Below are 21,961 nucleotides of genomic sequence, written 5' to 3'. Positions count from 1 at the left end.
CTGGGGCGTGAACGCTGCCGAGGACCGGATCTGGACGGTTCCCAACCTGCTGAGCGCCCTGCGGCTGCTCGGCGTCCCCGTCTTCCTCTGGCTCGTGCTGGGCCCCCGGGCCGACGGATGGGCCGTCGCGCTGCTGATGCTCGCGGGCTTCAGCGACTGGCTCGACGGCAAGCTCGCCCGCGCGTGGAACCAGACCAGCAGGCTCGGCCGCCTCATCGACCCGCTCGCCGACCGGCTCTACATCCTCGCCACGCTGGTCGGCCTGGTCCTGCGGGGCGTCATCCCCTGGTGGCTGGCGCTCGCGGTGCCGCTGCGCGACATCCTGCTGCTGTGGATGCCGCCGGTCCTGCGGCGGCACGGATACGGCCCCGCCCTGCCCGTCCACTTCCTCGGCAAGGCGGGCACCGCCGCCCTCATGTACGCGTTCCCACTGCTGTTCCTCGCCTCCCACGAGGGCTGGTACGCCGAGATTGCCGCGATCTTCGGATGGGCCTTCGCCATCTGGGGAACTGGTCTGTATTGGTGGGCGGGGGTGTTGTATGTCGTACAGGTGCGCCAGCTAACGAAGGGGTGACCCGTGAAGGCCGTCGTCATGGCGGGCGGGGAGGGGACACGGCTGCGGCCGATGACCGCCAACCAGCCCAAGCCCCTGCTGCCCATCATCAACCGGCCGATCATGGAGCACGTGCTGCGGCTGCTCAGACGGCACGGCTACACCGAGGTCGTGGTGACCGTGCAGTTCCTGGCCGCGCTCATCCGCAACTACTTCGGCGACGGCGACGAGCTCGGCGTGACCCTCCACTACGCCACGGAGGACGTCCCCCTCGGCACGGCGGGCAGCGTGAAGAACGCCGCCGACAAGCTCCGCGAGGACCGGTTCCTGGTCATCTCCGGAGACGCGCTCACCGACATCGACCTGACCGACATGCTCCGCTTCCACCGGGAGAACCGGGCGCTGGTCACCATCGGGCTCAAGCGTGTGCCCAACCCGCTGGAGTTCGGGATCATCATCGTCGACGAGAACGGCCGCATCCAGCGCTTCCTGGAGAAGCCGACCTGGGGGCAGGTGTTCTCCGACACGGTCAACACCGGCGTCTACATCATGGAGCCGTCGGTCCTCGACGAGATCGCCCCCGGCCAGCCGGTCGACTGGTCGTCCGACATCTTCCCCCGCCTGCTGGAGCGGGGCTGCCGGCTGTTCGGCTACGTCGCCGAGGGCTACTGGGAGGACGTCGGCACGCACGAGAGCTACCTCAAGGCGCAGGCCGACGTGCTGGAGGGCAAGGTCAAGGTCGACTTCGACGCCTTCGAGCTGGCCCCGGGCGTGTGGGCCGCCGAGGGCGCCTCCGTCGACCCCGAGGCGGTGCTCAAGGGGCCCCTCTACATCGGCGACTACGCCAAGGTCGAGGCCGGGGCCGAACTGCGGGAGTACACCGTGCTCGGCAGCAACGCGGTGGTCAAGGAGGGCGCCTTCCTGCACCGCGCGGTGGTCAGCGACAACGTGTACGTCGGCCCCGCCGCGCACCTGCGCGGATGCGTGATCGGCAAGAACACCGACGTCATGACCGGCGCCCGGATCGAGGAGAACGCCGTCGTCGGAGACGAGTGCGTCATCGAGGCCGAGGCGTACGTCTCCTCCGGGGTCAAGATCTACCCGTTCAAGACGATCGAGGCCGGCACCGTCGTCAACACCAGCGTGATCTGGGAGTCGCGCGGCCAGCGCAGCCTGTTCGGCCCCCGGGGCGTCTCCGGGCTGGTCAACGTGGAGATCACCCCCGAGCTGTGCGTACGGCTCGCCAGCGCGTACGCCACGACCCTGAAGAAGGGCGACACGGTGGTCACCGCCCGCGACGCCTCACGCGCGGCGCGGGCGCTGAAGCGCGCGGTGATCAGCGCGCTGAACTCCAGCGCGATCAACGTCGTCGACCTGGAGGCCGCCGCCCTGCCGGTGGCCCGGTTCAACACCTCCCGCGAGAACGTCAGGGGCGGCATCTTCCTGCGCACCACCGCGGGAGACCCGCAGAGCGTGGACATCGTGTTCATGGACGAGACGGGCTCGGACCTGTCGCAGGCGGCGCAGCGCAAGCTGGAGCGGGTCTTCACCCGGCAGGAGTACCGCCGGGCCTTCCCCGGCGAGATCGCCGAGCTGACGTTCCCCGCCAGGGCCGTCGACACCTACGCCAGGGAACTGCTGGCCTGCGTCGACATGTACGGCGTGAAGGACGCCGAGATGAAGGTCGTGGTCGACTGCGCCGGGGGCACGTCCTCGCTCGTGCTGCCCAGCCTGCTCGGCCGGGCCGGGGTCGACGTGCTGACCGTGAACAACCGCCTCGACGACGCCTCGCCCACCGAGACCCTCGCCGAGCGCCGCCGCGACCTGCAGCGCCTGGCGGACCTGGTCGCCTCCGCCCGGGCCGCCTTCGGCGTACGGTTCGACCCGGTGGGGGAGCGGGTCTCCCTGGTCGACGAGATGGGCCAGCTCATCAGCGAGGAGCGGGCGCTGCTCGTCGTGCTCGACCTGGTCGCGGCCGAGCGGCGCGGCGGCCGGGTGGCGCTGCCGGTCACCACGACCCGGGTGGCGGAGATGGTGTGCCGCTTCCACGGTGTGCAGGTCGACTGGACGGCCACCAGCCTCGACACGCTGACCCGCGCGGCCCGGCACCCCGACACGATCTTCGCGGGCGACGGGCGGGGCGGCTTCATCGTCCCGGAGTTCGGGCCGACCCTGGACGGCCTGGCCGTGTTCCTGCGCCTGCTCGGCCTGGTCGCGCGCACCCGGCTGTCGCTCAGCCAGATCGACGCCCGCATCCCGGAGGCCAGGCTGCTGAAGCGGACCGTCCCGACGCCGTGGGCGCACAAGGGGGCCGTGATGCGCTCGGTCGTCGAGGCCGCCGAGGGCCACCGCCTGGACACCACCGACGGCGTCCGCGTCGTCGAGGAGGACGGAAGCTGGGCGCTCGTGCTGCCCGACCCCGCCGAGGCCGTCACCCACCTGTGGGCCGAGGGCCACGACGTGGACGGCGCCCAGGCACTCCTGGAACGCTGGGCCCACGTCGTCGAGCAGGCCGCCGGCTCCTGCTGAGCCGTGCCGACCCCTGCTGAGCCCTGTTGAACCCCTGCTCCCTCTTTCGTGATCAGGATGGGATGCGGGGGATGCATGTGTCGGGATGGACCTTGAACCTCTGTGGGCTGTAGCGTTGGTCAGTCCACGCCCAGCCGCGGCTTCTTGACCTTTGTGCCTGATCAGCGTAAGTTGCGGCATTCGCAGTTTGAGCCAGACCCGAGCAGTCAAGCCACACCCGAGCAGTTGAGCCAGTCCCGAGCAAGTCGTGAGAGTCGTGAGAGAGGCCGAGCCGTTCGATGCCCAGCGTCTACTGCACGCAGTGCGGTCATGCCAACCCCGAGGATGCCCGTTTCTGTTCACGGTGCGGTTCGCCGCTGAGCGCTCCGGCGCCCGTCGCAGCCGACACCACCTCGACGATCTCCCTGGAGGCGCTGGAGGCGGAGACGGGCCAGACGCTGCTTCCGGACCGGTCCGCGATCGAGCAGATGCCGCCCGGCACGGCTCTCCTTGTGGTCATGCGCGGCCCGAACGCGGGCAGCCGTTTTCTGCTCGACAGCGATCTCACTACGGCGGGTCGCCACCCGGAAAGCGACATTTTCCTGGATGATGTAACCGTGTCCAGGAGGCATGTCGAGTTCTACCGCCGCGGCGGCCAGTTCACGGTCCGCGACGTGGGCAGCCTGAACGGCACCTACGTCAACCGGGAACGCATCGAGGAGTCCCCGTTGCAGGGCGGCGACGAGGTGCAGATCGGCAAGTTCCGGCTGGTGTTCCTCACACGTGGTCCTGGAGGGCTGTGATCGGTGAGGAGGAGAAGTCATGAGCGCACAGGCCGTACGGGCGTTCATGAGCATCGGGGAGGTGCTCGGCCTGCTGCAGGCCGAGTTCCCCGACGTGACCGTCTCCAAGATCCGGTTCCTGGAGGGTGAGGGGCTCATCGAGCCCCAGCGGAGCCCCTCGGGCTACCGCAAGTTCACCTACAACGACGTGGAGCGCCTGCGGTACATCCTGCGGGCGCAGCGTGACCAGTACCTGCCCCTCCGCGTGATCAAGGATCAGCTGGACGGGCAGGTGGCACGCCCGCAGAGCGTCTCCGACGGCCCGCCGGCGGTGCGTCTCAGCAGGGACGAGCTCATCGAGGCCGCGGGCATCGACGAGGAGACCCTGGCCGAGATGGAGAGCTTCGGCCTGGTCGTGCCGGTCGCCCGCCGCTACGACGGCGAGGCGCTGGAGATCGCGCGCAGCGTGGGGGCGCTGGCGCGGTTCGGCCTGCGCGCGCGGCATCTCCGGGCGGTGCGGGCTCTGGTGGAGCGGGAGGCCGGCCTGATCGAGCAGGCGGTGGCGCCCGTGCTGCGCCGGAAGGCGACGGGAGCGATCGCGGAGGCCGACGAGACCGCCCGCGAGATGTCCGGTCTTCTCCAGGAACTGCACAATGCGTTGCTGCGTAGCAGCGTTCGTGGCGTTCTGGGCCAGTAGAGGTGGGCTGATGGGGCGGTGACCGGCACATCCGCTCCCTGGCGGGTGTTACGTTGAATGCCTGGTGATATGCCGCGACGCTTGAGACGGAGCCGCCCGTGTTGCAGATGGAGGTCGTGGGGGTTCGCGTTGAGATGCCCACAAACCAGCCGATCGTTCTCCTGAAGGAGGCGAGCGGTGATCGGTACCTGCCGATCTGGATTGGCATGACCGAGGCGACCGCCATCGCGCTGGCCCAGGCGGAGGAGCCCCCGCCGAGGCCGCTGACCCACGACTTGTTCCGCGATGTGCTTGAGGCGTTGGGGGTGCGGTTGCGCACCGTCAACATCGTCGCGCTCCGCGACGGGATCTTCTTCGCCGACCTGGTGTTCTCGAACGGGGTCGAGGTGAGCGCACGCCCTTCGGACTCGATCGCGCTGGCGTTGCGCACGGGGGCGACGATCTACGCGAGTGAGGACGTCATCCAGGAGGCGGGTGTGAGCATGCCCGACGACCAGGAAGACGAAGTGGAGAAGTTCCGCGAGTTCCTGGACAAAATCACACCGGAAGACTTCGGGCGAGCGGGCTGACGTGCCGCACGATTTCGGGAAATTACGCTTCACGACGCGCCGGACGGGGTCGTTGACTGACGATGGCCCCGGTCCTACGGTGCAAGGGAAACCACGGTTGTAATTCGCGAACCCCCAGATCAGACCGTGGGATGAGAGAAAGCCGGAGGTCCGCAGTGGCGGTCAGCAGCGGCGAGGGTAGGTCGGCCGGCCAGCACGACCCGGTTCGGCGGGCGGCACGCGAGCGCGCCGGCGAACAGGGTCTGCTGTTCGACGAGCAGCCGACGGCGCTGCCCGAGAACATCGGTTACCGCGGGCCGACGGCGTGCGCGGCGGCCGGGATCACCTACCGGCAGCTCGACTACTGGGCCCGGACCGAACTGGTGCTCCCGACCATAAGAGCAGCTCAGGGGTCCGGTTCGCAGCGACTCTACAGCTTCCGCGACATCCTCGTCCTGAAGGTCGTCAAACGTCTCCTCGACACGGGGGTCTCCCTCCAGCAGATCCGCACCGCCGTACGGCACCTGCGCGACCGCGGCGTCAACGACCTGGCCCAGATCACCCTGATGAGCGACGGCGTGAGCGTCTACGAGTGCACCAGCGCCGACGAGGTGATCGACCTGCTGCAGGGCGGCCAGGGCGTGTTCGGCATCGCGCTCGGGCGGGTCTGGCGGGAGGTGGAGGGCTCCCTGGCCGAGCTGCCGGGTGAGCGCGCGGAATCCTCCCCGGATGCGGAGGGGGACCATCCCGCCGACGAGCTGGCCCGCCGCAGGAAGGCCCGCAAGACCGGCTGAGAAACGGGTACAACGGAAGTAACCGGGTAGAGTGGACACGGCCGACGACCTCGTGCGGGAGAGACCCCTGAAGTTGCAGGGGCGCCGAAGGAGCAAACCTCCCCGGAAACTCTCAGGCATCCGTACCGCACGGACGAGGCGACTCTGAAAAGCAGGCCCGCCGGCCAGGCGGCGCCTCACCGAAGGGGAAAGCCGGGCCCGGCGGCCCGGTGAAGCTCTCAGGTCCGATGACAGAGGGGGAGACCGCATCACGGCCGGTCGCGCCCACGGGCGCGAGGCGGTCGCCGCAGGTCTCGACCCGCCCAGGAGGCCCCTGTCATGACCGACCGCTCGACGCTTGAGGATCTTTCCGCCCCGCCTTTCGCGACCCGTCACATCGGTCCTTCCGACGACGACCGCTCCCGCATGCTGGAGGTCGTCGGCTACGAGTCGACGGCCGACCTGCTCGCCGTGGCCGTGCCCGAGGCGATCCGCACGCGGACCCCGCTGAACCTGCCCGAGGCGGCGGGGGAGGCCGAGGCGCTGGCCGAACTGCGCGCGATCGCCGCCCGCAACCGGGTGCTGACCCCGATGATCGGCCTTGGGTACCACGACACGATCACTCCGGGGGTCGTTCTCCGCAACGTGCTGGAGAACCCGGGCTGGTACACGGCGTACACGCCGTACCAGCCGGAGATCTCGCAGGGGCGGCTGGAGGCCCTGCTGAACTTCCAGACGGTCGTGTCAGACCTCACCGGCCTCGACGTCGCGGGCGCGTCCCTGCTGGACGAGGCGACCGCCGCGGCCGAGGCGATGACGCTGGCGCGGCGCGCGAGCAAGGTCAAGGCGGACGTCTTCGTGGTCGACGCGGACGCGCTGCCGCAGACCAAGGCCGTGCTGGAGACCCGCGCGGAGCCGCTCGGCATCACGCTGGTGGAGTCGGACCTCGCGGGCGACCTGCCCGAGTGCTTCGGGGTCCTCGTCCAGTATCCGGGCGCGAGCGGCCGTGTGGCGTCCTTCCGGGCGCTGGCCGAGCGGGCGCACGCCGCCGGCGCGCTGCTCGTCGCGTCGGCCGACCTGCTGGCGCTGACCCTGCTGGAGCCCCCGGGCGAGCAGGGCGCCGACATCGCCGTCGGCTCCTCCCAGCGCTTCGGCGTCCCGTTGGGCTACGGCGGCCCCCACGCGGCCTACATGGCGGTCCGCGAGGGCCTGCAGCGGCAGATGCCGGGCCGCCTGGTCGGCGTCTCGGTGGACGCCGACGGCCGTACGGCCTACCGGCTGGCCCTGCAGACCCGCGAGCAGCACATCCGGCGGGAGAGGGCCACCAGCAACATCTGCACCGCGCAGGTCCTGCTCGCCGTCATGGCCTCGATGTACGCCGTCTACCACGGCCCCGACGGCCTCCGGAGGATCGCCCAGCGGGCGCACCGGCACGCGGCCGTCCTCGCCGCCGGGCTGCGCGAGGGAGGCGTGGAGATCGTCCACGACGAGTTCTTCGACACCGTGCTCGCCCGCGTGCCGGGCCGGGCGGAGCGGGTCGTGGCCGCCGCCGCCGAGCGGGGCGTCAACCTCCGCCTGGCGGACGCCGACCACGTCGGCGTGGCCTGTGACGAGAAGACCGTCGTCGCCCACCTGCGGGCCGTCTGGGAGGCGTTCGGCGTGCCGGGGACCGTGGTCGAGGACCTCGACCGGGCGACCTCCGACGCGATCCCCGCGGGCCTGCAGCGGACCTCCGGCTTCCTCACCCACCCGGTCTTCCACTCCCACCGCTCCGAGACGGCCATGCTGCGCTACCTGCGGCGGCTGCAGGACAGGGACGTCGCGCTCGACCGCTCGATGATCCCGCTGGGTTCCTGCACGATGAAGCTCAACGCGACCACCGAGATGGAGCCGGTCACCTGGCCGGAGTTCGCCGCGATCCACCCGTTCGCGCCGGCGGAGCAGGCCGAGGGGTACGCCGAGCTGATCGGGACCCTGGAGGGCTGGCTGGCCGAGGTCACGGGCTACGACCGGGTGTCGATCCAGCCGAACGCCGGCTCGCAGGGCGAGTTCGCCGGGCTGCTGGCGATCAGGTCCTACCACCGCTCCCGGGGCGAGGACGGCCGCGACGTCTGCCTCATCCCGTCGTCCGCCCACGGCACCAACGCCGCCAGCGCTGTCATGGCGGGCATGCGGGTCGTCGTGGTGGCCTGCGACGAGAGCGGCAACGTCGATCTCGCCGACCTCGCCGCGAAGATCGGCAAGCACCGCGACGCGCTCGCCGCGATCATGGTGACCTACCCGTCCACCCACGGCGTGTACGAGGAGACGATCGTCGAGATCTGCGAGCGGGTCCACGAGGCCGGCGGACAGGTCTACGTGGACGGGGCCAACCTCAACGCGCTGGTCGGCCTGGCCCGGCTGGGCGAGTTCGGGGCGGACGTCTCCCACCTGAACCTGCACAAGACCTTCTGCATCCCGCACGGCGGCGGCGGGCCCGGCGTCGGCCCGGTCGCGGTCAAGGCCCACCTCGCGGAGTACCTGCCCGCGCACGTGTCGGCCGCGCCGTACGGCTCGGCGGGCATCCTGCCGATCTCCTGGGCGTACGTCCGGATGATGGGCGGCGACGGCCTCCGCCAGGCCACCGAGCAGGCGATCCTGTCGGCCAACTACCTGGCCCGGCGCCTCGCGCCGCACTACCCGGTCCTCTACACCGGCCGGGACGGCCTGGTCGCGCACGAGTGCATCGTCGACCTGCGCCAGATCACCAAGGAGACCGGCGTCACCGTCGACGACGTGGCCAAGCGGCTGATCGACTACGGCTTCCACGCGCCCACGATGTCGTTCCCCGTCGCCGGGACGCTCATGATCGAGCCGACCGAGAGCGAGGACCTGGCCGAGCTCGACCGCTTCGCCGACGCGATGATCGCCATCCGGGGCGAGATCGCCAAGGTGGCGTCGGGCGAGTACGACAAGACCGACAACCCGCTGCGCAACGCGCCGCACACGGCCGAGTGCCTCACCGCCGGCGACTGGGCCCACCCCTACTCGCGGGCCGTCGCGGCCTACCCGGTGCCCGGCCTGCGCGACGACAAGTACTGGCCGCCGGTGCGCCGCATCGACCAGGCCTACGGCGACCGCAACCTCGTCTGCTCCTGCCCGCCCCTGGAGGCGTACGAGGACTGACCGGTTGCGCATGTCGGCCCCGCCCGGAGGCCGGGCTCGTTAAGATCGCGGATGCACGGTTCCTGTCCCTGCGACCTCTGCGAGGCCACCTCATGACGGCCATCGACCCCGGGCGGCCCGGCCGGCTCGACCAGGCGCACCGGCTCTCCGAGACGGGCGACCTCGACGCGGCGGCAGCGATCTTCGCGGAGCTCGCCGCGGACGAACAGGCGCCCGACCGCGCCGAGGCGGCGGCGGGCCTGTCGGCCGTCGTGGAGGAGATGGCGGAGCGGCTGCTCGCCGAGAGTGAGCCGGAGCGGGCCGCCGACGTGCTGCTGGAGGCGCTGTCGGTGCCCGCGGTGGCCGACCGGGCGCGGCTGCGCGTGCTGCTCGGCATCGCGCACCTGGAGATGGCCTGCGCCCAGTTCGCCGGCGCGGTGGAGGAGGGCCGCGGGGAGGGCCCGGACGCCGAGACCGGCGCGCTGGCGATCGAACTGCTGGCCCGCACGCTGCCCCTGCGGGGGCGCGACGCGGACGCAGAAACCGTGTGGCGTTACGGCCTCGACCACCCCGACCGGGCGCTCGCCGAGCAGGTGCGGCTGCGCCTCGGCCGGGACGTCGGCCCGGTCATGGAGAGCGTCGAGGCCTGACAGGCCGGCGCATGCCGGTCAGCGGTGCGTGCGGCGGCTCAGCGCGTACGCCAGGTTGACGGCGACGATCCCGCCCCAGGCGAGCAGGAGCCCCGGCCCGTTCGCGGCGCCCGCGGCGATCGCGGTCAGCGGGATGCCGATGCCGAGCGAGCCCAGGGCCACGCCCACCGAGCTGTCCTTCGGGCGCCTCCCGGGCATCGGCTGGTGCCCGATCTGCGCGGCGACCTCGTTGCGGACCCGCGCGGCGATCTCCACGTCGAGCTTGTCGAGGAACGAGTCGACCAGCGCGTCCTCGTACTCCGGGCCGAGGTCCCGGCGGGCCGCCATGACGGCGCGCAGGTCCTCCCGGGTCGACGGCGTCCCCGCCTGCTGCGGCGGCCTGTAGCCCTGCCCGGCGGCGGGCGGTTGCGATGCGATCTCCGGCACCCTGACATTCTGGCCCACATTCGCGGGGCCTGCCATCCTCCCCACGGAGGGTCCGCACCTCCTGCCCGGGGCGGAGCCGATACGGTCACCGCATGGGAACCGCGGTGGAGATCGAGACTCCGCACGGTCCGGCGCTGGCGGAGGTGGACGAGGCCCCGGGCGCCCGGCTGCTACTGGTGCTTACGCACGGGTCCGGCGGCGGGGTGGACGCCCCCGACCTGCTCGCCGTACGGGAGGCCGTGCTGCCGGCGGGGGTGACGGTCGCGCGGGTGGTCCAGCCGTTCCGGCTGCGCGGCGCCCGGGCGCCGGGATCGGCCGTGAAACAGGACGAGGCGTGGCTGGCCGTCGTGGCCGCGCTGCGGGCCCGTCACCCGGGCCTGCCGCTCGTCCAGGGCGGGCGGAGCAACGGCGCGCGGGTCGCCTGCCGCACGGCACGTGCGGCGGGGGCCGGGGCGGTGGTGGCGCTCGCCTTCCCGCTGCACCCGCCGGGGAGACCTGAGCGGTCGCGGGCGGAGGAGCTTCGGCAGGCGGGGACCCCTGTGCTCGTCGTCAGCGGGGATCGGGATCCGTTCGGCGTGCCGGACGAGAAGGACGCCGCCCGTCTCGTGGTCCTCCCGGGGGAGGGGCACGAGTTCCGGAAGAACCCCGCCCGGGTGGGCGAGGAGGTGGCGCGGTGGCTGCTCCCGTGGCTGCTGGAGCAGGAGACCTGCTACTCCGCTAGGCCGCGCTGATCGCCATGTCGGTGGGGCGGTGCGGAGCGATGACGCCGCCGTCCGGCAACAGCTCTCCGGTGTCCTCGAACAGCACCACGCCGTTGCAGAGCAGGCTCCAGCCCTGCTCGGGGTGGCAGGCTACCGTTCGCGCGGCTTCTCGGTCCTTCGCGTCCGCAGTGGGACAGGCCGGTTCATGAGGGCACATCGCCGGGGCTCCCCGTGTTCTTTATCGTTCGTCTTACGTTCGTGTGTTCCGCCGGGTGTCCGTCGCGCCGCGTATGACGTACGACACATCGGACTACTCCAGTCTGCGGTTCGGCCCCATCTGCATGACATAGTCCGTTCGGGGCATTTCCGCCGGTCGGGCTGGGGACCCGACCACACCCCCCGAGCGGCCTCACACACACTGATGTGACCTAGTACACAAGAATGCCCCATTCGAGATAACGCTCCAACCTCGACACGCCGACCATCCGGTAACCAGGAGGCCACAGCTCCGGTGTCAGCCGCCGTGTTGTCCGCCTAGTCCGCTGATCAGCGCGTCGAGGCCGTGCTCGAAGTCGTGCTCGCCCTCGGCGGTCCGCGCGTCGCGCACGGTCGCGTCCGGGTCGGCCCACCCCGACCGCTGGACCTCCACCGCGACGCTGCCGAAGACGTACGCCCGCAGCGCCCGTACGGCCGCCTCCGGGTCGCGCGCGCCCGCCTCGCCCAGTTGCTCGGTCTGCTCCCTGATCGCGATCAGGGCCGAGCCCTTCGGCGGCTTGGTGAGGGCCAGCGACAGCACGCCGGGGTGTTCGAGCAGCGCGGCGCGGCTCGCCCTGGCCCAGGCGCGGGCCCTGTCCTGCCAGCCCGGCGCCTCGGCGGGGTCGACGCGTACGGTCGTCACGTGCTCGGCGAGCGCGTCCATCAGCGCCTCCTTGCCCCGGGGCAGGTGATGGTAGATCGCCATCGCCTCCACCTGGAGGGCGTCGCCCAGCCGGCGCATGGTCAGCCGGCGCAGCCCCTGGCCGTCGGCGATGTGCAGGGCGGCGTCGATGATCCGTTCCCGGGACAGCGGCACGGGTGGTCGCTTGGCAGGCATGACGATCATGCTGCCACAGTTTTCCTTACTTCGTAAAGGGCGGCGCACCCTGCGGTGCGAGGCCTCGCGCGGACCGCGTACGCTACCGAGTGCACGACGTGACTGCACAGGGTGGATACCTAAGGGGCTGACGATGGCGTTTTTCCGTCCGCGGGTGAGCCGGGAGGCGGAGGTCCGCTACCACGCGGATCTGGAGATCCGGCGGAACTTCGGCGACGTGCTGGAGAAGGTCCGGGTGGCGCAGCGGCGGTTCCAGGAGGCGAAGGCGGCCGGGGCGCCGCTGCCCGTGCTCCGCGAGGCGGCCCTGGGCCTCGACACCGCGCTGACCGAGGCGCTGCGCGCCGCCGAGGCGGGACAGCGCGCGACCTTCGGGGTGAAGTCCTACGACAGCAGGATCGCCCGGCGCAAGGGACGGGCGACGCCCGACGGCGCGCTGTGGACCGACGAGGTGAACCGCCTGCGCACGATGCGCGAGGCGCACCGGCTCAGCGGCATCCCGCGGGTGCCCCGCGCCGGGCGTACGGGCGACCCCGCCCATCTGACCCCGCGCGACGTGCGCGGAGGCCTCGCCTCCGCCCGCGCCTGACCGCCCGCTCCTGAGACAGCCGTACGGCCCGCACCCCCGAGGGGCGCGGGCCGTACGTCGTTCAGGCTGTATCTCAGCTGGCCCGAATCTCAGCTGGCCCAGTCGAGCAGGGGCCGGGTGTTGCTCGGGTGGCGCAGCTTGGAGAGCGACTCCTTCTCCAGCTGGCGGATCCGCTCCCGGGTCAGGCCCAGGTGCTTGCCGATCTCGTCCAGCGTGTGGGGCTTGCCGTCGGCCAGGCCGAACCGCAGGCTCATGATCTTTGCCTCGCGCGGCGACAGGTTGCCGAGCACGCCCTTGAGCTGCTCGGCCAGCAGCTGCCGGTCGACGACCTCGGACGCCTCGGGCGAGTCGACGTCCTCGATGAGGTCGCCGATGCGGGTCTCGCCGTCCTCGCCGATGGTCGAGTCGAGGCTGATCGGCTGCCGGCTGGTGCGCAGCAGCTCCTCGATTTGGTCGGGCGTCTTGTCCAGCTCGGCGGCGAGCTCCTCCGGGGTGGGCTCCCGGCCCAGCCGCTGGTGCATGTCACGCTCCACGCGGGACAGCTTCGACAGCATCTCCAGCACGTGGACGGGCAGCCGGATGGTGCGCGCCGAGTCGGCGAAGCCGCGCTGGATGGCCTGCCGGATCCACCACATGGCGTACGTGGAGAACTTGTAGCCCTTGGTGTAGTCGAACTTCTCGACCGCCCGGATCAGGCCGAGGTTGCCCTCCTGCACCACGTCGAGCAGGGCCATGCCCCGGTCGGTGTACTTCTTGGCCACCGAGACCACCAGCCGGAGGTTGGCCTCCAGCATGTGGTCCTTGGCCCTGCGGCCGTCCTCGATGGCCCACTCCAGGTCCTCGCGGACGTGCGCGGGCAGGTGGTCGCCGCTCTCCAGGGCCGTCTCCAGCTTGTACTCGGCGTACAGCCCGGCCTCGATGCGCTTGGCCAGTTCCACCTCCTGGGCGGCGGTCAGCAGCGTGCGGCGGCCGATCGACTTCAGGTAGGTGTGCACCGAGTCGCCCATGACCGAGGAGGTGTCGTCGAGGTCGAGCGGCTCGTTGTCCGCCGCCTCGGCCTCCGCCTCGGCGCCGGCGACGTCCTCGTCGTACGGCTCCTCGGCGGTGGTGTCGGCGTTCGCCTTGGCCGTCCGCCTCTTCGCGGCGCCACCGCGGGCGGGCGCGTCCCCGGCGGCCTGGGCCGCGGCCTGGGCGGCCCGGCGCGACTTCCTGGCGGGCGCCTCTCCGGAGGTCTGCGTGGACTTCTGCGTCGACTTCTGCGCGGGCGTCCGCGCGCCGGCGGTGAGGCCCGGCTCGTTCTCGGCGGCCAGGTTCACGCCCGCCTCGGTGAGCTCGCGGAGGATGGAGCGGCCCTCGACGGGGCTGACGCCGGCCTCTGCGAAGGCCTCGCGCAGCTCCGACAGAGAAAGGCGACCCTGCGTACGGCCGCGCTCCAGGAGCCGGTCGAGCGTCGTCGGGGTCACCTCGCGCTCGTGCGAGTTCGCCACGGCGGTCCGGGGCATGAAGACACCTCCTCCTTGCGGAGTTCATGATCGATTCGGGGTTTCAAATGCTTGTGATCGGGGCGCGGCGTCCGGCGGCTCAGCGCACCAGTATCAATAACGCTCTCGTGCCCGGTTTGTTCCCAGACTCGGCAGGGCAGGTCTTCCGGTTCGGCCGTGCGGGCCGTTTGAGCCGTTTCCTCAGTCGTTGGGCGTGACGATGTCGATGCTGAGCTCGGGCACCGGCATCGGGCTCGCGTCCTCCAGACGCTCCGGCGTCCAGTAGCCGCCGACCTGCGCCGGGTCGTCGGTGAGGTCCTTGGAGACCACGGAGGAGTCCCCGGTGCCGGGATCCTCGGTGGGGGCGGGGCCGAGCTTGACGGCGGGGGCGTTCTGCACGACCTTGTCCAGCCGGGCGGCGAAGGCGGCGGCGGTGACCGAGGCACCGCCCAGGATGACGAGGCTCACGAGCACGGCGGAGGCCATCATCTTGTGGGCCGGCGTGAGCCGGATCGGTCGCATGCGGCGTCCCCCTTCCCCTGCTCCCGGTCGAGCGCTCTCAGTAGACGCCCCTGCTTTTTTGACGCAGGAAGGTCATCAGCGGTTCCGGTTCCTGAGTGCGACCATATCCGGTTTGCCGTTCGGCAGGAGCGGAATCCGGGGCACCAGCTCGACCGCGCGCGGCGCGGCGTAGGCGGGCAGCCGCTCCTTGGCGAAGGCCCGCAGGTCGTCCAGCCCGACCTTCGCCCCGGTCTTCCCGGCGACGACCGCCACCACGATCTCGCCCCACTCCGGGTCGGACCTGCCCACCACGACCACGTCCCGTACGGCCGGATGCCCGGAGAGGACCTCGGCGACCGCGCCGGCCACGACCTTCCGGCCGCCCGTGTTGATCACGTCGTCGGCCCGGCCCAGCACCGTGAGCCGCCCGTCCTCGACGGATCCGAGGTCGGAGGTGACGAACCAGCCGTCGTCGAGGTGCGGCTCGTCGCGGAGGCGGTAACCGGACAGCAGCACCGGGCCCGCGATCCGCACCCGCCCGTCGCCGCCGATCGCGACGTCCACGCCGTCCAGTGGCACGCCGTCGTACACGCACCCGCCGCTCGTCTCGCTCATGCCGTACGTCGTGACGATCCGGGCGCCGGCGGCGCGGGCCTCGGCCAGCAGGCCGGCGGGGGCGGCGGCCCCGCCGAGCAGGATCGTGCGGAAGGCCGCGACGCCGGCCCCGGAGTCGAGCATCCGCCGCAGCTGCGTGGGGACGAGGGAGACGTGGTCCGCGCCGCTCGCGGCGACCGCGGCGGGGGAGAAGCGCGGGTGGACGATCGGCTCGGCGCCGCACAGCAGCGACCGGACGAGCACCTGCGCCCCGGAGATGTGCGAGGGCGGCAGGCAGCACAGCCAGCGGTCGCCCTCCCCGGCCCCGAGGCGGGCCAGCGAGGCGCGGGCCGACGCGAGCAGCGCCTCCGCCGTCAGCTCGACGCCCTTGGGCGCGCCCGTCGACCCGGACGTCGCGATGATCAGCGCCGCGCCGGACGGCACGCCGTCCGGCTGACGCCGTACGCCGTCGGGGGCCACCACGTGCGTGGGGCGCAGCGTGGCGAGCGCCGCCTCCAGCGCGGGCCGCGGCAGGTCGGGGGAGAGCGGCAGCACGGCCGGCCCGTCGCCGGTCAGGGCCCGCCGCACCGCGTCGTACAGGGCGGGACCGGCCGGCAGGACCAGGGCGTGGACCGGCCGCTCTCCCGGGTGCGTTCGCGGGCGGTGTCCTGGACGGCTGAGCACGGTCGTAAGGTTAGTCCCGGCGCGGTGGCGGGAGGCGACCGCCCGGCCGGTGACGGCGTACTGGTGACGGCGTGCCGGTGACTGGTGAACTGTGACGACGAACTGTGACGGCGAAGGAGCGGGTGTGACGAGCGGGGTCGACTGGAAGCGGTCGGGCGAGTACGAGGACATCTTCTACGAGACCGCGGAGGGGATGGCGAAGATCACGATCAACCGCCCCGAGCGGCACAACGCCTTCCGCCCGACGACTCTGTTCGAGCTCCGGGACGCCTTCAACCGGGCGCAGGAGGACACCGAGGTCGGCGTGATCATCTTCACCGGCGCGGGCGACAGGGCGTTCTGCTCGGGCGGCGACCAGAAGATCCGCGGCGACGACGGCTACGTGGACGACAAGACCCACGGCGTCGGCCGGCTCAACGTCCTGGACCTGCAGGTGCAGATCCGGCGCTGCCCCAAGCCGGTCATCGCGATGGTGGCGGGCTACGCCATCGGCGGCGGCCACGTCCTGCACGTGTGCTGCGACCTGACGATCGCCGCCGACAACGCGAGGTTCGGCCAGACCGGCCCGAAGGTCGGCTCGTTCGACGGCGGGTACGGCTCCTGGCTGCTCGCCGAGACCGTGGGCCTGAAGCGGGCGCGCGAGATCTGGTACCTCTGCCGTCAGTACGACGCCGAGACCGCCCTCCAGTGGGGCCTGGTCAACGCCGTCGTGCCCCTGGAGCGGCTGGAGGAGGAGACCGTCCAGTGGGCCCGCGAGCTGCTGGAGAAGTCTCCCCTCGCGCTGCGCATGCTGAAGGGCGCGCTCAACGCGGTGACCGACGGCGCGGCCGGCATGCAGCAGTTCGCCGGCGACGCCACGCTCCTCTACTACATGAGCGAGGAGGCCCAGGAGGGCCGCGACGCGTTCAAGGAGAAGCGCAGGCCCGACTTCGGAAAGTTCCCCCGCCGCCCATAGGGCGTGGTGTGACGGGGTTTGCCCCGGTGTGCCGTACGCTGACGGCTTCGGGAACGGGAGGAGACGGGCGGTTGGACACAAACCGGGCCGACCGGGGCGTTCGGGAGGCGCGGCGGTGAACCCGGCGACCGCGCTCGCGACCGTACTGATCGACGAACTGGTGCGCTGCGGGGTCACCGACGTGGTGCTCGCCCCCGGCTCCCGGTCCGCGCCGCTGGCGCTCGCCGCGCACGCCGACTCGCGGGTGCGCCTGCATGTGCGCGTCGACGAGCGCTCGGCCTCCTTCGTCGCGCTCGGCCTGGCCAAGCGGTCCGAGCGGCCGGTGGCGCTGGTCTGCACCTCGGGGACGGCGGCGGCGAACTTCCACCCCGCCGTGATCGAGGCGTCCGAGTCGGGCGTGCCGCTGCTCGTGCTGACCGCCGACCGCCCGCCCGAACTGCGCGGCACCGGCGCGAACCAGACGATCGACCAGATCAAGCTGTACGGATCGGCCGTGCGCTGGTTCGCCGAGGTCGGCGTGCCCGAGGACCGCCCCGGCCAGGTCGCCTACTGGCGGTCGCTGGTCTGCCGGGCCTGCCAGCGGGCCTCCGGGCCGCCGGATCCCGGGCCGGTCCACCTCAACGTGGCCTTCCGCGAGCCGCTGATCCCCGACGGCGACGCGTCGTGGTGCGAGTCGCTCGACGGGGACGCCTCCGGCTCGTGGTTCCGGGCACGGGTCGCGCCGCCGTCGGCCGCCCTCCACATCCCGCCGACCCGGCGCGGCGTGCTGGTGGTCGGCGACGGCGCCGCCAACGTGCGCCGCTACGTCGCCGCCGCGGGCATGGCGGGCTGGCCGGTGCTGTCGGAGCCCAACGGCGGCGGCCGGTACGGCGACCACGCCGTCTCGGCCTATCACTTCCTGCTGGGCGACCAGGAGTTCGCAGAGGCCCACCGGCCGGACGTGGTGGTCACCCTGGGCCGCCCGGGCCTGTCCCGCCCGCTGTTGTCGTGGCTGCGCCGGGCCGAGGAGCACATCGTGGTGGCCCCCGACCTCACCCGGTGGCCCGACCCGACCCGGTCGGCCACCCAGGTCGCGCAGGCCGTGGAGATCCCGATCGCCGCGGGCGGCGACGCCTGGCTGCGCGCCTGGCGGCACGCCGACCACGTGGCCCGCGAGGCGATCGACGCGGTGCTCGACTCCTCCGGGCTGACCGAGCCGCGGCTGGCCAGGGACCTCGCCGAGGTGCTGCCCAACGGGTCGCTGCTGTTCTGCGGGTCGTCCATGCCGATCAGGGACCTCGACCAGGCCATGCGGCCCCGCAGGGGACTCCGGCTGATGGCCAACCGGGGCGCCTCGGGCATCGACGGCCTCGTCTCCACCGCCGTCGGGGCCGCGCTGGCCCACAACGGCCCGTCGTACGCGCTGATCGGCGACCTCACGCTGCTGCACGACCAGAACGGCCTGATCCTCGGCCCGCGCGAGCCCCGGCCCGACCTGTGCCTGGTGGTGGTGAACAACGACGGCGGCGGGATCTTCTCGCTGCTGCCGCAGGCCGCGCTGGAGGATCCGTTCGAACGGGTCTTCGGCACGCCGCACGGCGTGGACCTCGGCTACCTGGCCGCCGCGAGCGGCCTGCCGTACACGGTGGTGCAGGAGACGGAGGAGCTCTCCAAGGCCCTCAAGGGGGACGGCCTGCGCCTGGTGGAGGCGCGGACGGACCGGGCGCGCAACGCCGCCGTCCACGTCGCGATGCGCGAGGCCGTACGCGCGGCGATGCGCGACTGATCACGCCCCGATCGTCCCCCGATCATCCTCCGGTCGCACACGGCACGGTCTCTTCTGGTCCTCACGGCGGATGCCGCATCGGTGGGGCGGCGGCAGAATGGGGGAAGCTTTCCGCACTGAGGAGTGACATGCACGTCGACGAGTGGCTGCAGACCATCCCGTCCGTCTGGGTCTATGTGCTCGTGGGCGCCATCATCGGGCTGGAGAGCCTGGGCATTCCGCTGCCCGGCGAGATCGTCCTGGTCAGCGCCGCGCTGCTGTCGTCCCGGGGGGTCGTCGACCCGATGGTCCTCGGGTTGTGCGCGAGCGGCGGAGCCATCGTGGGCGACTCGATCGGTTACCTGATCGGCCGCAAGGGCGGGCGGCCGCTGTTCGACCGGCTGGGCCGGCGCTTCCCCAAGCACTTCGGCCCGGCGCACATCGCCAAGGCCGAGCAGGTCTTCAACCGCCACGGCATGTGGGCCGTGTTCTTCGGCCGGTTCGTCGCGCTGCTGCGCATCCTCGCGGGGCCCCTGGCCGGCGCCCTGCACATGCCCTACTGGCGCTTCCTCGTCGCCAACGTCCTCGGCGGCATCGCGTGGGCGGGCGGCACCACGGCCGCCGTCTACTACCTCGGCGTCGTAGCCGACAAGTGGCTGAAGGGCTTCTCCTGGGTGGGGCTGGTGATCGCCCTGCTGTTCGGGCTGGGCAGCACGATGTGGCTGAAGCGCAGGGCCGCCAAGGCGGCCCGCGAGGAGGAGCCCGTCCCGGAGACCGCCACCGCCGCCTGAGGGCAGCCGCCCCGGCTCTTCCATCGGCCCTGGCTCTTTCACCGGGCCGGGCCATTCCGCGTTTTCGACCTTCCCGAAAGCTCGGGCCTTTCCGCGGTCTTGACCTTCCGGTGGGGGAGCGGACACTCTGCACCCGGCGCCGGCCCCGGAGCGTCTCCGGGTCCCGCCGCCTGCCGTCCGCTCCGAGGCAGAGGGTGAGCCTTGCCCCCCAGGTCATCCGTGGTCACCCGCGCCCCGGCACCTCCGCGTGCGACCGGGCCGCGTGCGCCGCCTTCGCCGCCGTCGTACCCGCGTCCGTGAAACGTTCAGCGTCGGCCCCCCGGCGCCCGGGGGCCCCGACGGACGGGCCCGGGCGCCTTCGCGCCGGCAGGGAGAAGGGAAGACCGTGCGACGCACTCAGGTACACGCGGCACTGGCCGCGCTGGCGGTGACCGCCACCTTGCTGCCCGCGGCGGCCCATGCGGCCGCATCCGCGGCGAGCTCGCCGCCCGCGGCCGATCCGGCTCAGGCGGGGCGTCCGGGGGAGGCCGTTCCGGCCGCTCTGGCGACGGCGCACACCGCCGGCCGGGTCGAGGCCGCCGGACGCTCCGTGCGGTACAGCTGGCCGGGCGTCTACTTCGAGGGCCGCTTCCGCGGCACCGGCGTGGGGATCGTGCTCAACGACGCCGCGAACGACTACGACGTCCAGATCGACGGTGCCACCGTCGCCACCCTGGTCACCCCCGGCCGCACCACCTATTGGGTCAAGAACCTCCGCAACGGCGCGCACGGCGTACGGCTCGTCAAGCGCAGCGAGGGCCAATGGGCGGTGGGCGAGTTCGGCGGGTTCGTCGCCGCCCCCGGCGGCGCGATCCTGCCCAAACCCGCCGACCGCCGTCGTCAGATCGAGTTCATCGGCGACTCCTACACGGCGGGCTACGGCAACATGTCCGACACCCGTAGCTGCCCGGCCCCGGGCCAGATCGACCGGACCACCAACGCCGACGTCAGCTTCGGCGCCCTCACCGCGCGCGGGCTCGGCGCCGACTACCAGATCAACGCCTTCTCCGGGCGCGGCGTGGTGCGCAACTACAACGGGATCGAGCCGGGCACCGACTACCGCACCTACTACGACCGGGCCCTGATCGGCGTGCCGGGCGACGTCTGGAAGAACCCGGGCACCTGGCACCCGCAGCTGATCGTGATCGGCCTCGGCATCAACGACTTCTCCACCGCCATCAACCCGGGCGAGCCGTGGACGCCGGAGACCCTGGTCGCCGCGTACAAGAGCGCCTACCACGGCTTCATCGACAAGCTCCGGTCCCGGTACGGCAAGAAGGCGATGATCGTGGTCAGCGCCACGTACATGTCCAACACGACGGCGTTCGCCGACGCGGCGCGGCAGATCGTCCAGGACCGCAACAAGCGGGGCGACGACCGGGTCCGCTACTGGTACTACGACAACACGGACCTCGACTACGGCGGCTGCGACTGGCACCCCTCGGCCCACGACCACAAGATCATCTCTCAGCGGCTCGGCGACTTCATCGCCACCCTCCCACTGCGCTGGTGACAACCCCCGCCAAGCCGGGTGGCGGAGCGTCCGCCGCCCGCCACCCGGCTTGGCGGCGCCGTTCCAGGGTCCTCGACAGGGGCGCGGCGTCGGGTGTGCCGCACATGTGCTGCACTACCGGTCATGACGATCGTCCGTTCTCTGGTGTTGTTCGTCCTCGCGGCCGTGTTCGAGATCGGCGGAGCATGGCTGGTGTGGCAGGGCTGGCGCGAGCATCGGGGGGCCGCCTGGATCGCCGCCGGGATCCTCGCGCTGGCCGCCTACGGGTTCGCCGCCACGTTCCAGCCGGACGCGCACTTCGGACGCATCCTCGCCGCGTACGGCGGAGTGTTCGTCGCCGGCTCACTCCTGTGGGGCGTGGTGATGGACGGCTTCCGCCCCGACTGGTGGGACCTCGCCGGTGCGGCCATCTGCCTGGTCGGAGTGTCGGTCATCATGTACGCCCCGCGCGGCTGAGCGAGCGTCTCTCCCTCAGCCGCGCGGCCGTGACGCCGGCAATAGAACCCCACCCGGAGGCCCACCGCGCCTTTGCTTCCTGTGACGCCAGGTAATCGCTTGGCTGTCTTGCGCTATGTAGGTGGCGATGAAAGGATTAGGTCAAGTGTTCGAACTGTAGGCGCTGTGGGAGGAGGGGCAGATGGAGTCTCCGGCGTTCGACATGCCATTGCCTCGTCCTCCGGCTGATCCCTGGTGGGCCAGGATCATCGACGGCCCGCCCTTCTGGTCCTCGGATGGCTCGCCTACCCCGAATCCCAGCGCTGACGAATCCCCCAGTCCTCACCCTGACAGCGTGCCGGACCACGCTCGCTCCCAAGCCGGCGCTCGTTCCCAGGGCGGCGCTCGTTCCCAGGGTGGCGCTCGTTCCCAGGGCGGCGCTCGTTCCCAGGGCGGCGCTTGCTTCCCGGAGCACGCTCGCCCTCAGGCCGGCGCTCGCCTCCAGGGCGGCGCGAGTGCGAACCCCATTGCCGCGAGTAGCGGTACTTCGACCGCGAGACCTGCCGACGAGTTCCCGGCGAACCCAGCCGATGGCGCCCATGGTGCTCCCCACGCCCACGGTTCCTCCCACGCTCAGGATGCGGCCGACGCCGACGATGCCGCCGCCGAACATCGCGACGCCGGACCCCGGAGAAACGTGGCCCAGAGCGCCCCTGGTGGCACTTCCGGCTGCGCTCCGGATGCTCCTGGTAGTGCTCCCAAG

General features: G+C 71.9%; 21 protein-coding genes and 1 riboswitch. Of the genes, 15 read left to right on the top strand and 6 right to left on the bottom strand.

Annotated features, from left to right (window positions below):
* The first annotated feature begins 7 nt into the window (after positions 1-7).
* The 8 genes from F5972_RS15790 to F5972_RS15755 all read left to right on the top strand — a co-directional run bounded on the left by F5972_RS15790 (position 8) and on the right by F5972_RS15755 (position 9,655).
* On the top strand, positions 8-574 hold the full coding sequence (locus tag F5972_RS15790; RefSeq protein WP_225311523.1) for a CDP-alcohol phosphatidyltransferase family protein: 567 nt from the start codon (positions 8-10) through the stop codon (positions 572-574).
* Positions 575-577: 3 nt separating this feature from the next.
* Positions 578-3,082: a mannose-1-phosphate guanyltransferase gene (locus F5972_RS15785; RefSeq protein ID WP_111698635.1), complete on the top strand. Its 2,505-nt coding sequence runs from the start codon at positions 578-580 to the stop codon at positions 3,080-3,082.
* A 278-nt stretch (positions 3,083-3,360) separates the two neighbouring features.
* Positions 3,361-3,864: an FHA domain-containing protein gene (locus F5972_RS15780; protein ID WP_111698632.1), complete on the top strand. Its 504-nt coding sequence runs from the start codon at positions 3,361-3,363 to the stop codon at positions 3,862-3,864.
* A gap of 19 nt (positions 3,865-3,883) precedes the next feature.
* Positions 3,884-4,540: a transcriptional regulator FtsR gene (gene ftsR, locus F5972_RS15775; RefSeq protein ID WP_150934238.1), complete on the top strand. Its 657-nt coding sequence runs from the start codon at positions 3,884-3,886 to the stop codon at positions 4,538-4,540.
* Between the two features lie 98 nt (positions 4,541-4,638).
* Complete coding sequence (locus F5972_RS15770; RefSeq protein WP_111698626.1) at positions 4,639-5,109, top strand: bifunctional nuclease family protein; 471 nt, start codon at positions 4,639-4,641, stop codon at positions 5,107-5,109.
* A gap of 155 nt (positions 5,110-5,264) precedes the next feature.
* A complete protein-coding gene (locus F5972_RS15765; RefSeq protein WP_150934237.1) occupies positions 5,265-5,882 on the top strand; it encodes a MerR family transcriptional regulator in 618 nt (205 codons plus the stop codon).
* Between the two features lie 45 nt (positions 5,883-5,927).
* A riboswitch (glycine riboswitch) is annotated at positions 5,928-6,020 on the top strand.
* 180 nt (positions 6,021-6,200) lie between these two features.
* Positions 6,201-9,026 (top strand): aminomethyl-transferring glycine dehydrogenase, encoded by a 2,826-nt coding sequence (gcvP, locus tag F5972_RS15760; protein ID WP_150934236.1) that lies wholly within the window; start codon positions 6,201-6,203, stop codon positions 9,024-9,026.
* A 92-nt stretch (positions 9,027-9,118) separates the two neighbouring features.
* A complete protein-coding gene (locus tag F5972_RS15755) occupies positions 9,119-9,655 on the top strand; it encodes a hypothetical protein (RefSeq protein ID WP_150934235.1) in 537 nt (178 codons plus the stop codon).
* A gap of 18 nt (positions 9,656-9,673) precedes the next feature.
* Here F5972_RS15755 and F5972_RS15750 read toward each other — a convergent pair whose 3' ends face one another.
* Positions 9,674-10,081, bottom strand: coding sequence for a hypothetical protein (locus F5972_RS15750; RefSeq protein ID WP_150934234.1), 408 nt, complete (start codon positions 10,079-10,081; stop codon positions 9,674-9,676).
* A gap of 92 nt (positions 10,082-10,173) precedes the next feature.
* On the opposite strand from F5972_RS15750, the gene F5972_RS15745 reads away from it, so the two are divergent.
* Entirely contained in the window at positions 10,174-10,812 is a 639-nt protein-coding gene (locus F5972_RS15745; protein WP_150934233.1) for an alpha/beta hydrolase family protein, read from the top strand.
* On the opposite strand, the gene F5972_RS15740 is transcribed toward F5972_RS15745, so the two are convergent.
* Both F5972_RS15740 and F5972_RS15735 read right to left on the bottom strand, forming a co-directional pair.
* The gene (locus F5972_RS15740) at positions 10,799-10,999 is read right to left on the bottom strand and encodes a DUF5999 family protein (RefSeq protein WP_111698608.1); all 201 of its coding nucleotides are present in this window, start codon (positions 10,997-10,999) and stop codon (positions 10,799-10,801) included. The two genes, F5972_RS15745 and F5972_RS15740, sit on opposite strands and share 14 nt — an antisense overlap.
* A gap of 297 nt (positions 11,000-11,296) precedes the next feature.
* A complete protein-coding gene (locus tag F5972_RS15735) occupies positions 11,297-11,875 on the bottom strand; it encodes a TetR/AcrR family transcriptional regulator C-terminal domain-containing protein (RefSeq protein WP_150934232.1) in 579 nt (192 codons plus the stop codon).
* A 133-nt stretch (positions 11,876-12,008) separates the two neighbouring features.
* On the opposite strand from F5972_RS15735, the gene F5972_RS15730 reads away from it, so the two are divergent.
* Positions 12,009-12,461 carry a hypothetical protein gene (locus F5972_RS15730; RefSeq protein WP_225311522.1) on the top strand — a complete coding sequence of 151 codons (453 nt, stop codon included), beginning with the start codon at positions 12,009-12,011 and terminating at the stop codon, positions 12,459-12,461.
* 89 nt (positions 12,462-12,550) lie between these two features.
* Here the strand turns inward: F5972_RS15730 and F5972_RS15725 are convergent, their stop codons facing one another.
* The 3 genes from F5972_RS15725 to F5972_RS15715 all read right to left on the bottom strand — a co-directional run bounded on the left by F5972_RS15725 (position 12,551) and on the right by F5972_RS15715 (position 15,721).
* Positions 12,551-13,963, bottom strand: coding sequence for an RNA polymerase sigma factor (locus F5972_RS15725; RefSeq protein WP_150934231.1), 1,413 nt, complete (start codon positions 13,961-13,963; stop codon positions 12,551-12,553).
* A gap of 180 nt (positions 13,964-14,143) precedes the next feature.
* Entirely contained in the window at positions 14,144-14,464 is a 321-nt protein-coding gene (locus tag F5972_RS15720; protein ID WP_150934230.1) for a hypothetical protein, read from the bottom strand.
* 75 nt (positions 14,465-14,539) lie between these two features.
* Positions 14,540-15,721, bottom strand: a complete 1,182-nt coding sequence (locus F5972_RS15715) for an AMP-binding protein (protein ID WP_225311521.1) — start codon at positions 15,719-15,721, stop codon at positions 14,540-14,542.
* A 124-nt stretch (positions 15,722-15,845) separates the two neighbouring features.
* On the opposite strand from F5972_RS15715, the gene menB reads away from it, so the two are divergent.
* The 5 genes from menB to F5972_RS15690 all read left to right on the top strand — a co-directional run bounded on the left by menB (position 15,846) and on the right by F5972_RS15690 (position 21,219).
* Positions 15,846-16,676, top strand: coding sequence for a 1,4-dihydroxy-2-naphthoyl-CoA synthase (gene menB, locus F5972_RS15710; protein ID WP_150934228.1), 831 nt, complete (start codon positions 15,846-15,848; stop codon positions 16,674-16,676).
* Between the two features lie 115 nt (positions 16,677-16,791).
* On the top strand, positions 16,792-18,441 hold the full coding sequence (gene menD / locus F5972_RS15705; RefSeq protein WP_150934227.1) for a 2-succinyl-5-enolpyruvyl-6-hydroxy-3-cyclohexene-1-carboxylic-acid synthase: 1,650 nt from the start codon (positions 16,792-16,794) through the stop codon (positions 18,439-18,441).
* A 128-nt stretch (positions 18,442-18,569) separates the two neighbouring features.
* Positions 18,570-19,211, top strand: coding sequence for a DedA family protein (locus F5972_RS15700; protein ID WP_150934226.1), 642 nt, complete (start codon positions 18,570-18,572; stop codon positions 19,209-19,211).
* Between the two features lie 385 nt (positions 19,212-19,596).
* Complete coding sequence (locus tag F5972_RS15695; RefSeq protein ID WP_225311520.1) at positions 19,597-20,763, top strand: SGNH/GDSL hydrolase family protein; 1,167 nt, start codon at positions 19,597-19,599, stop codon at positions 20,761-20,763.
* Between the two features lie 123 nt (positions 20,764-20,886).
* Complete coding sequence (locus F5972_RS15690) at positions 20,887-21,219, top strand: YnfA family protein (RefSeq protein WP_150934225.1); 333 nt, start codon at positions 20,887-20,889, stop codon at positions 21,217-21,219.
* Positions 21,220-21,961 lie beyond the last annotated feature (742 nt).

The organism is Microbispora cellulosiformans (assembly GCF_008728085.1).
Classification (GTDB): Bacteria; Actinomycetota; Actinomycetes; order Streptosporangiales; family Streptosporangiaceae; genus Microbispora; species Microbispora amethystogenes.
This window is presented reverse-complemented; position numbering and strand designations above follow the sequence as displayed.

Excerpts from the sequence above, each read along its gene's own strand:
- F5972_RS15780 (WP_111698632.1), top strand. The coding sequence starts at position 3,361 with ATGCCCAGCGTCTACTGCACGCAGTGCGGTCATGCCAACCCCGAGGAT.
- ftsR (WP_150934238.1), top strand. The coding sequence starts at position 3,884 with ATGAGCGCACAGGCCGTACGGGCGTTCATGAGCATCGGGGAGGTGCTC.
- gcvP (WP_150934236.1), top strand. The coding sequence starts at position 6,201 with ATGACCGACCGCTCGACGCTTGAGGATCTTTCCGCCCCGCCTTTCGCG.
- F5972_RS15755 (WP_150934235.1), top strand. The coding sequence starts at position 9,119 with ATGACGGCCATCGACCCCGGGCGGCCCGGCCGGCTCGACCAGGCGCAC.
- F5972_RS15745 (WP_150934233.1), top strand. The coding sequence starts at position 10,174 with ATGGGAACCGCGGTGGAGATCGAGACTCCGCACGGTCCGGCGCTGGCG.
- F5972_RS15740 (WP_111698608.1), bottom strand. The coding sequence starts at position 10,999 with ATGTGCCCTCATGAACCGGCCTGTCCCACTGCGGACGCGAAGGACCGA.
- F5972_RS15735 (WP_150934232.1), bottom strand. The coding sequence starts at position 11,875 with ATGCCTGCCAAGCGACCACCCGTGCCGCTGTCCCGGGAACGGATCATC.
- F5972_RS15730 (WP_225311522.1), top strand. The coding sequence starts at position 12,009 with ATGGCGTTTTTCCGTCCGCGGGTGAGCCGGGAGGCGGAGGTCCGCTAC.
- F5972_RS15725 (WP_150934231.1), bottom strand. The coding sequence starts at position 13,963 with ATGCCCCGGACCGCCGTGGCGAACTCGCACGAGCGCGAGGTGACCCCG.
- F5972_RS15720 (WP_150934230.1), bottom strand. The coding sequence starts at position 14,464 with ATGCGACCGATCCGGCTCACGCCGGCCCACAAGATGATGGCCTCCGCC.
- F5972_RS15700 (WP_150934226.1), top strand. The coding sequence starts at position 18,570 with ATGCACGTCGACGAGTGGCTGCAGACCATCCCGTCCGTCTGGGTCTAT.
- F5972_RS15690 (WP_150934225.1), top strand. The coding sequence starts at position 20,887 with ATGACGATCGTCCGTTCTCTGGTGTTGTTCGTCCTCGCGGCCGTGTTC.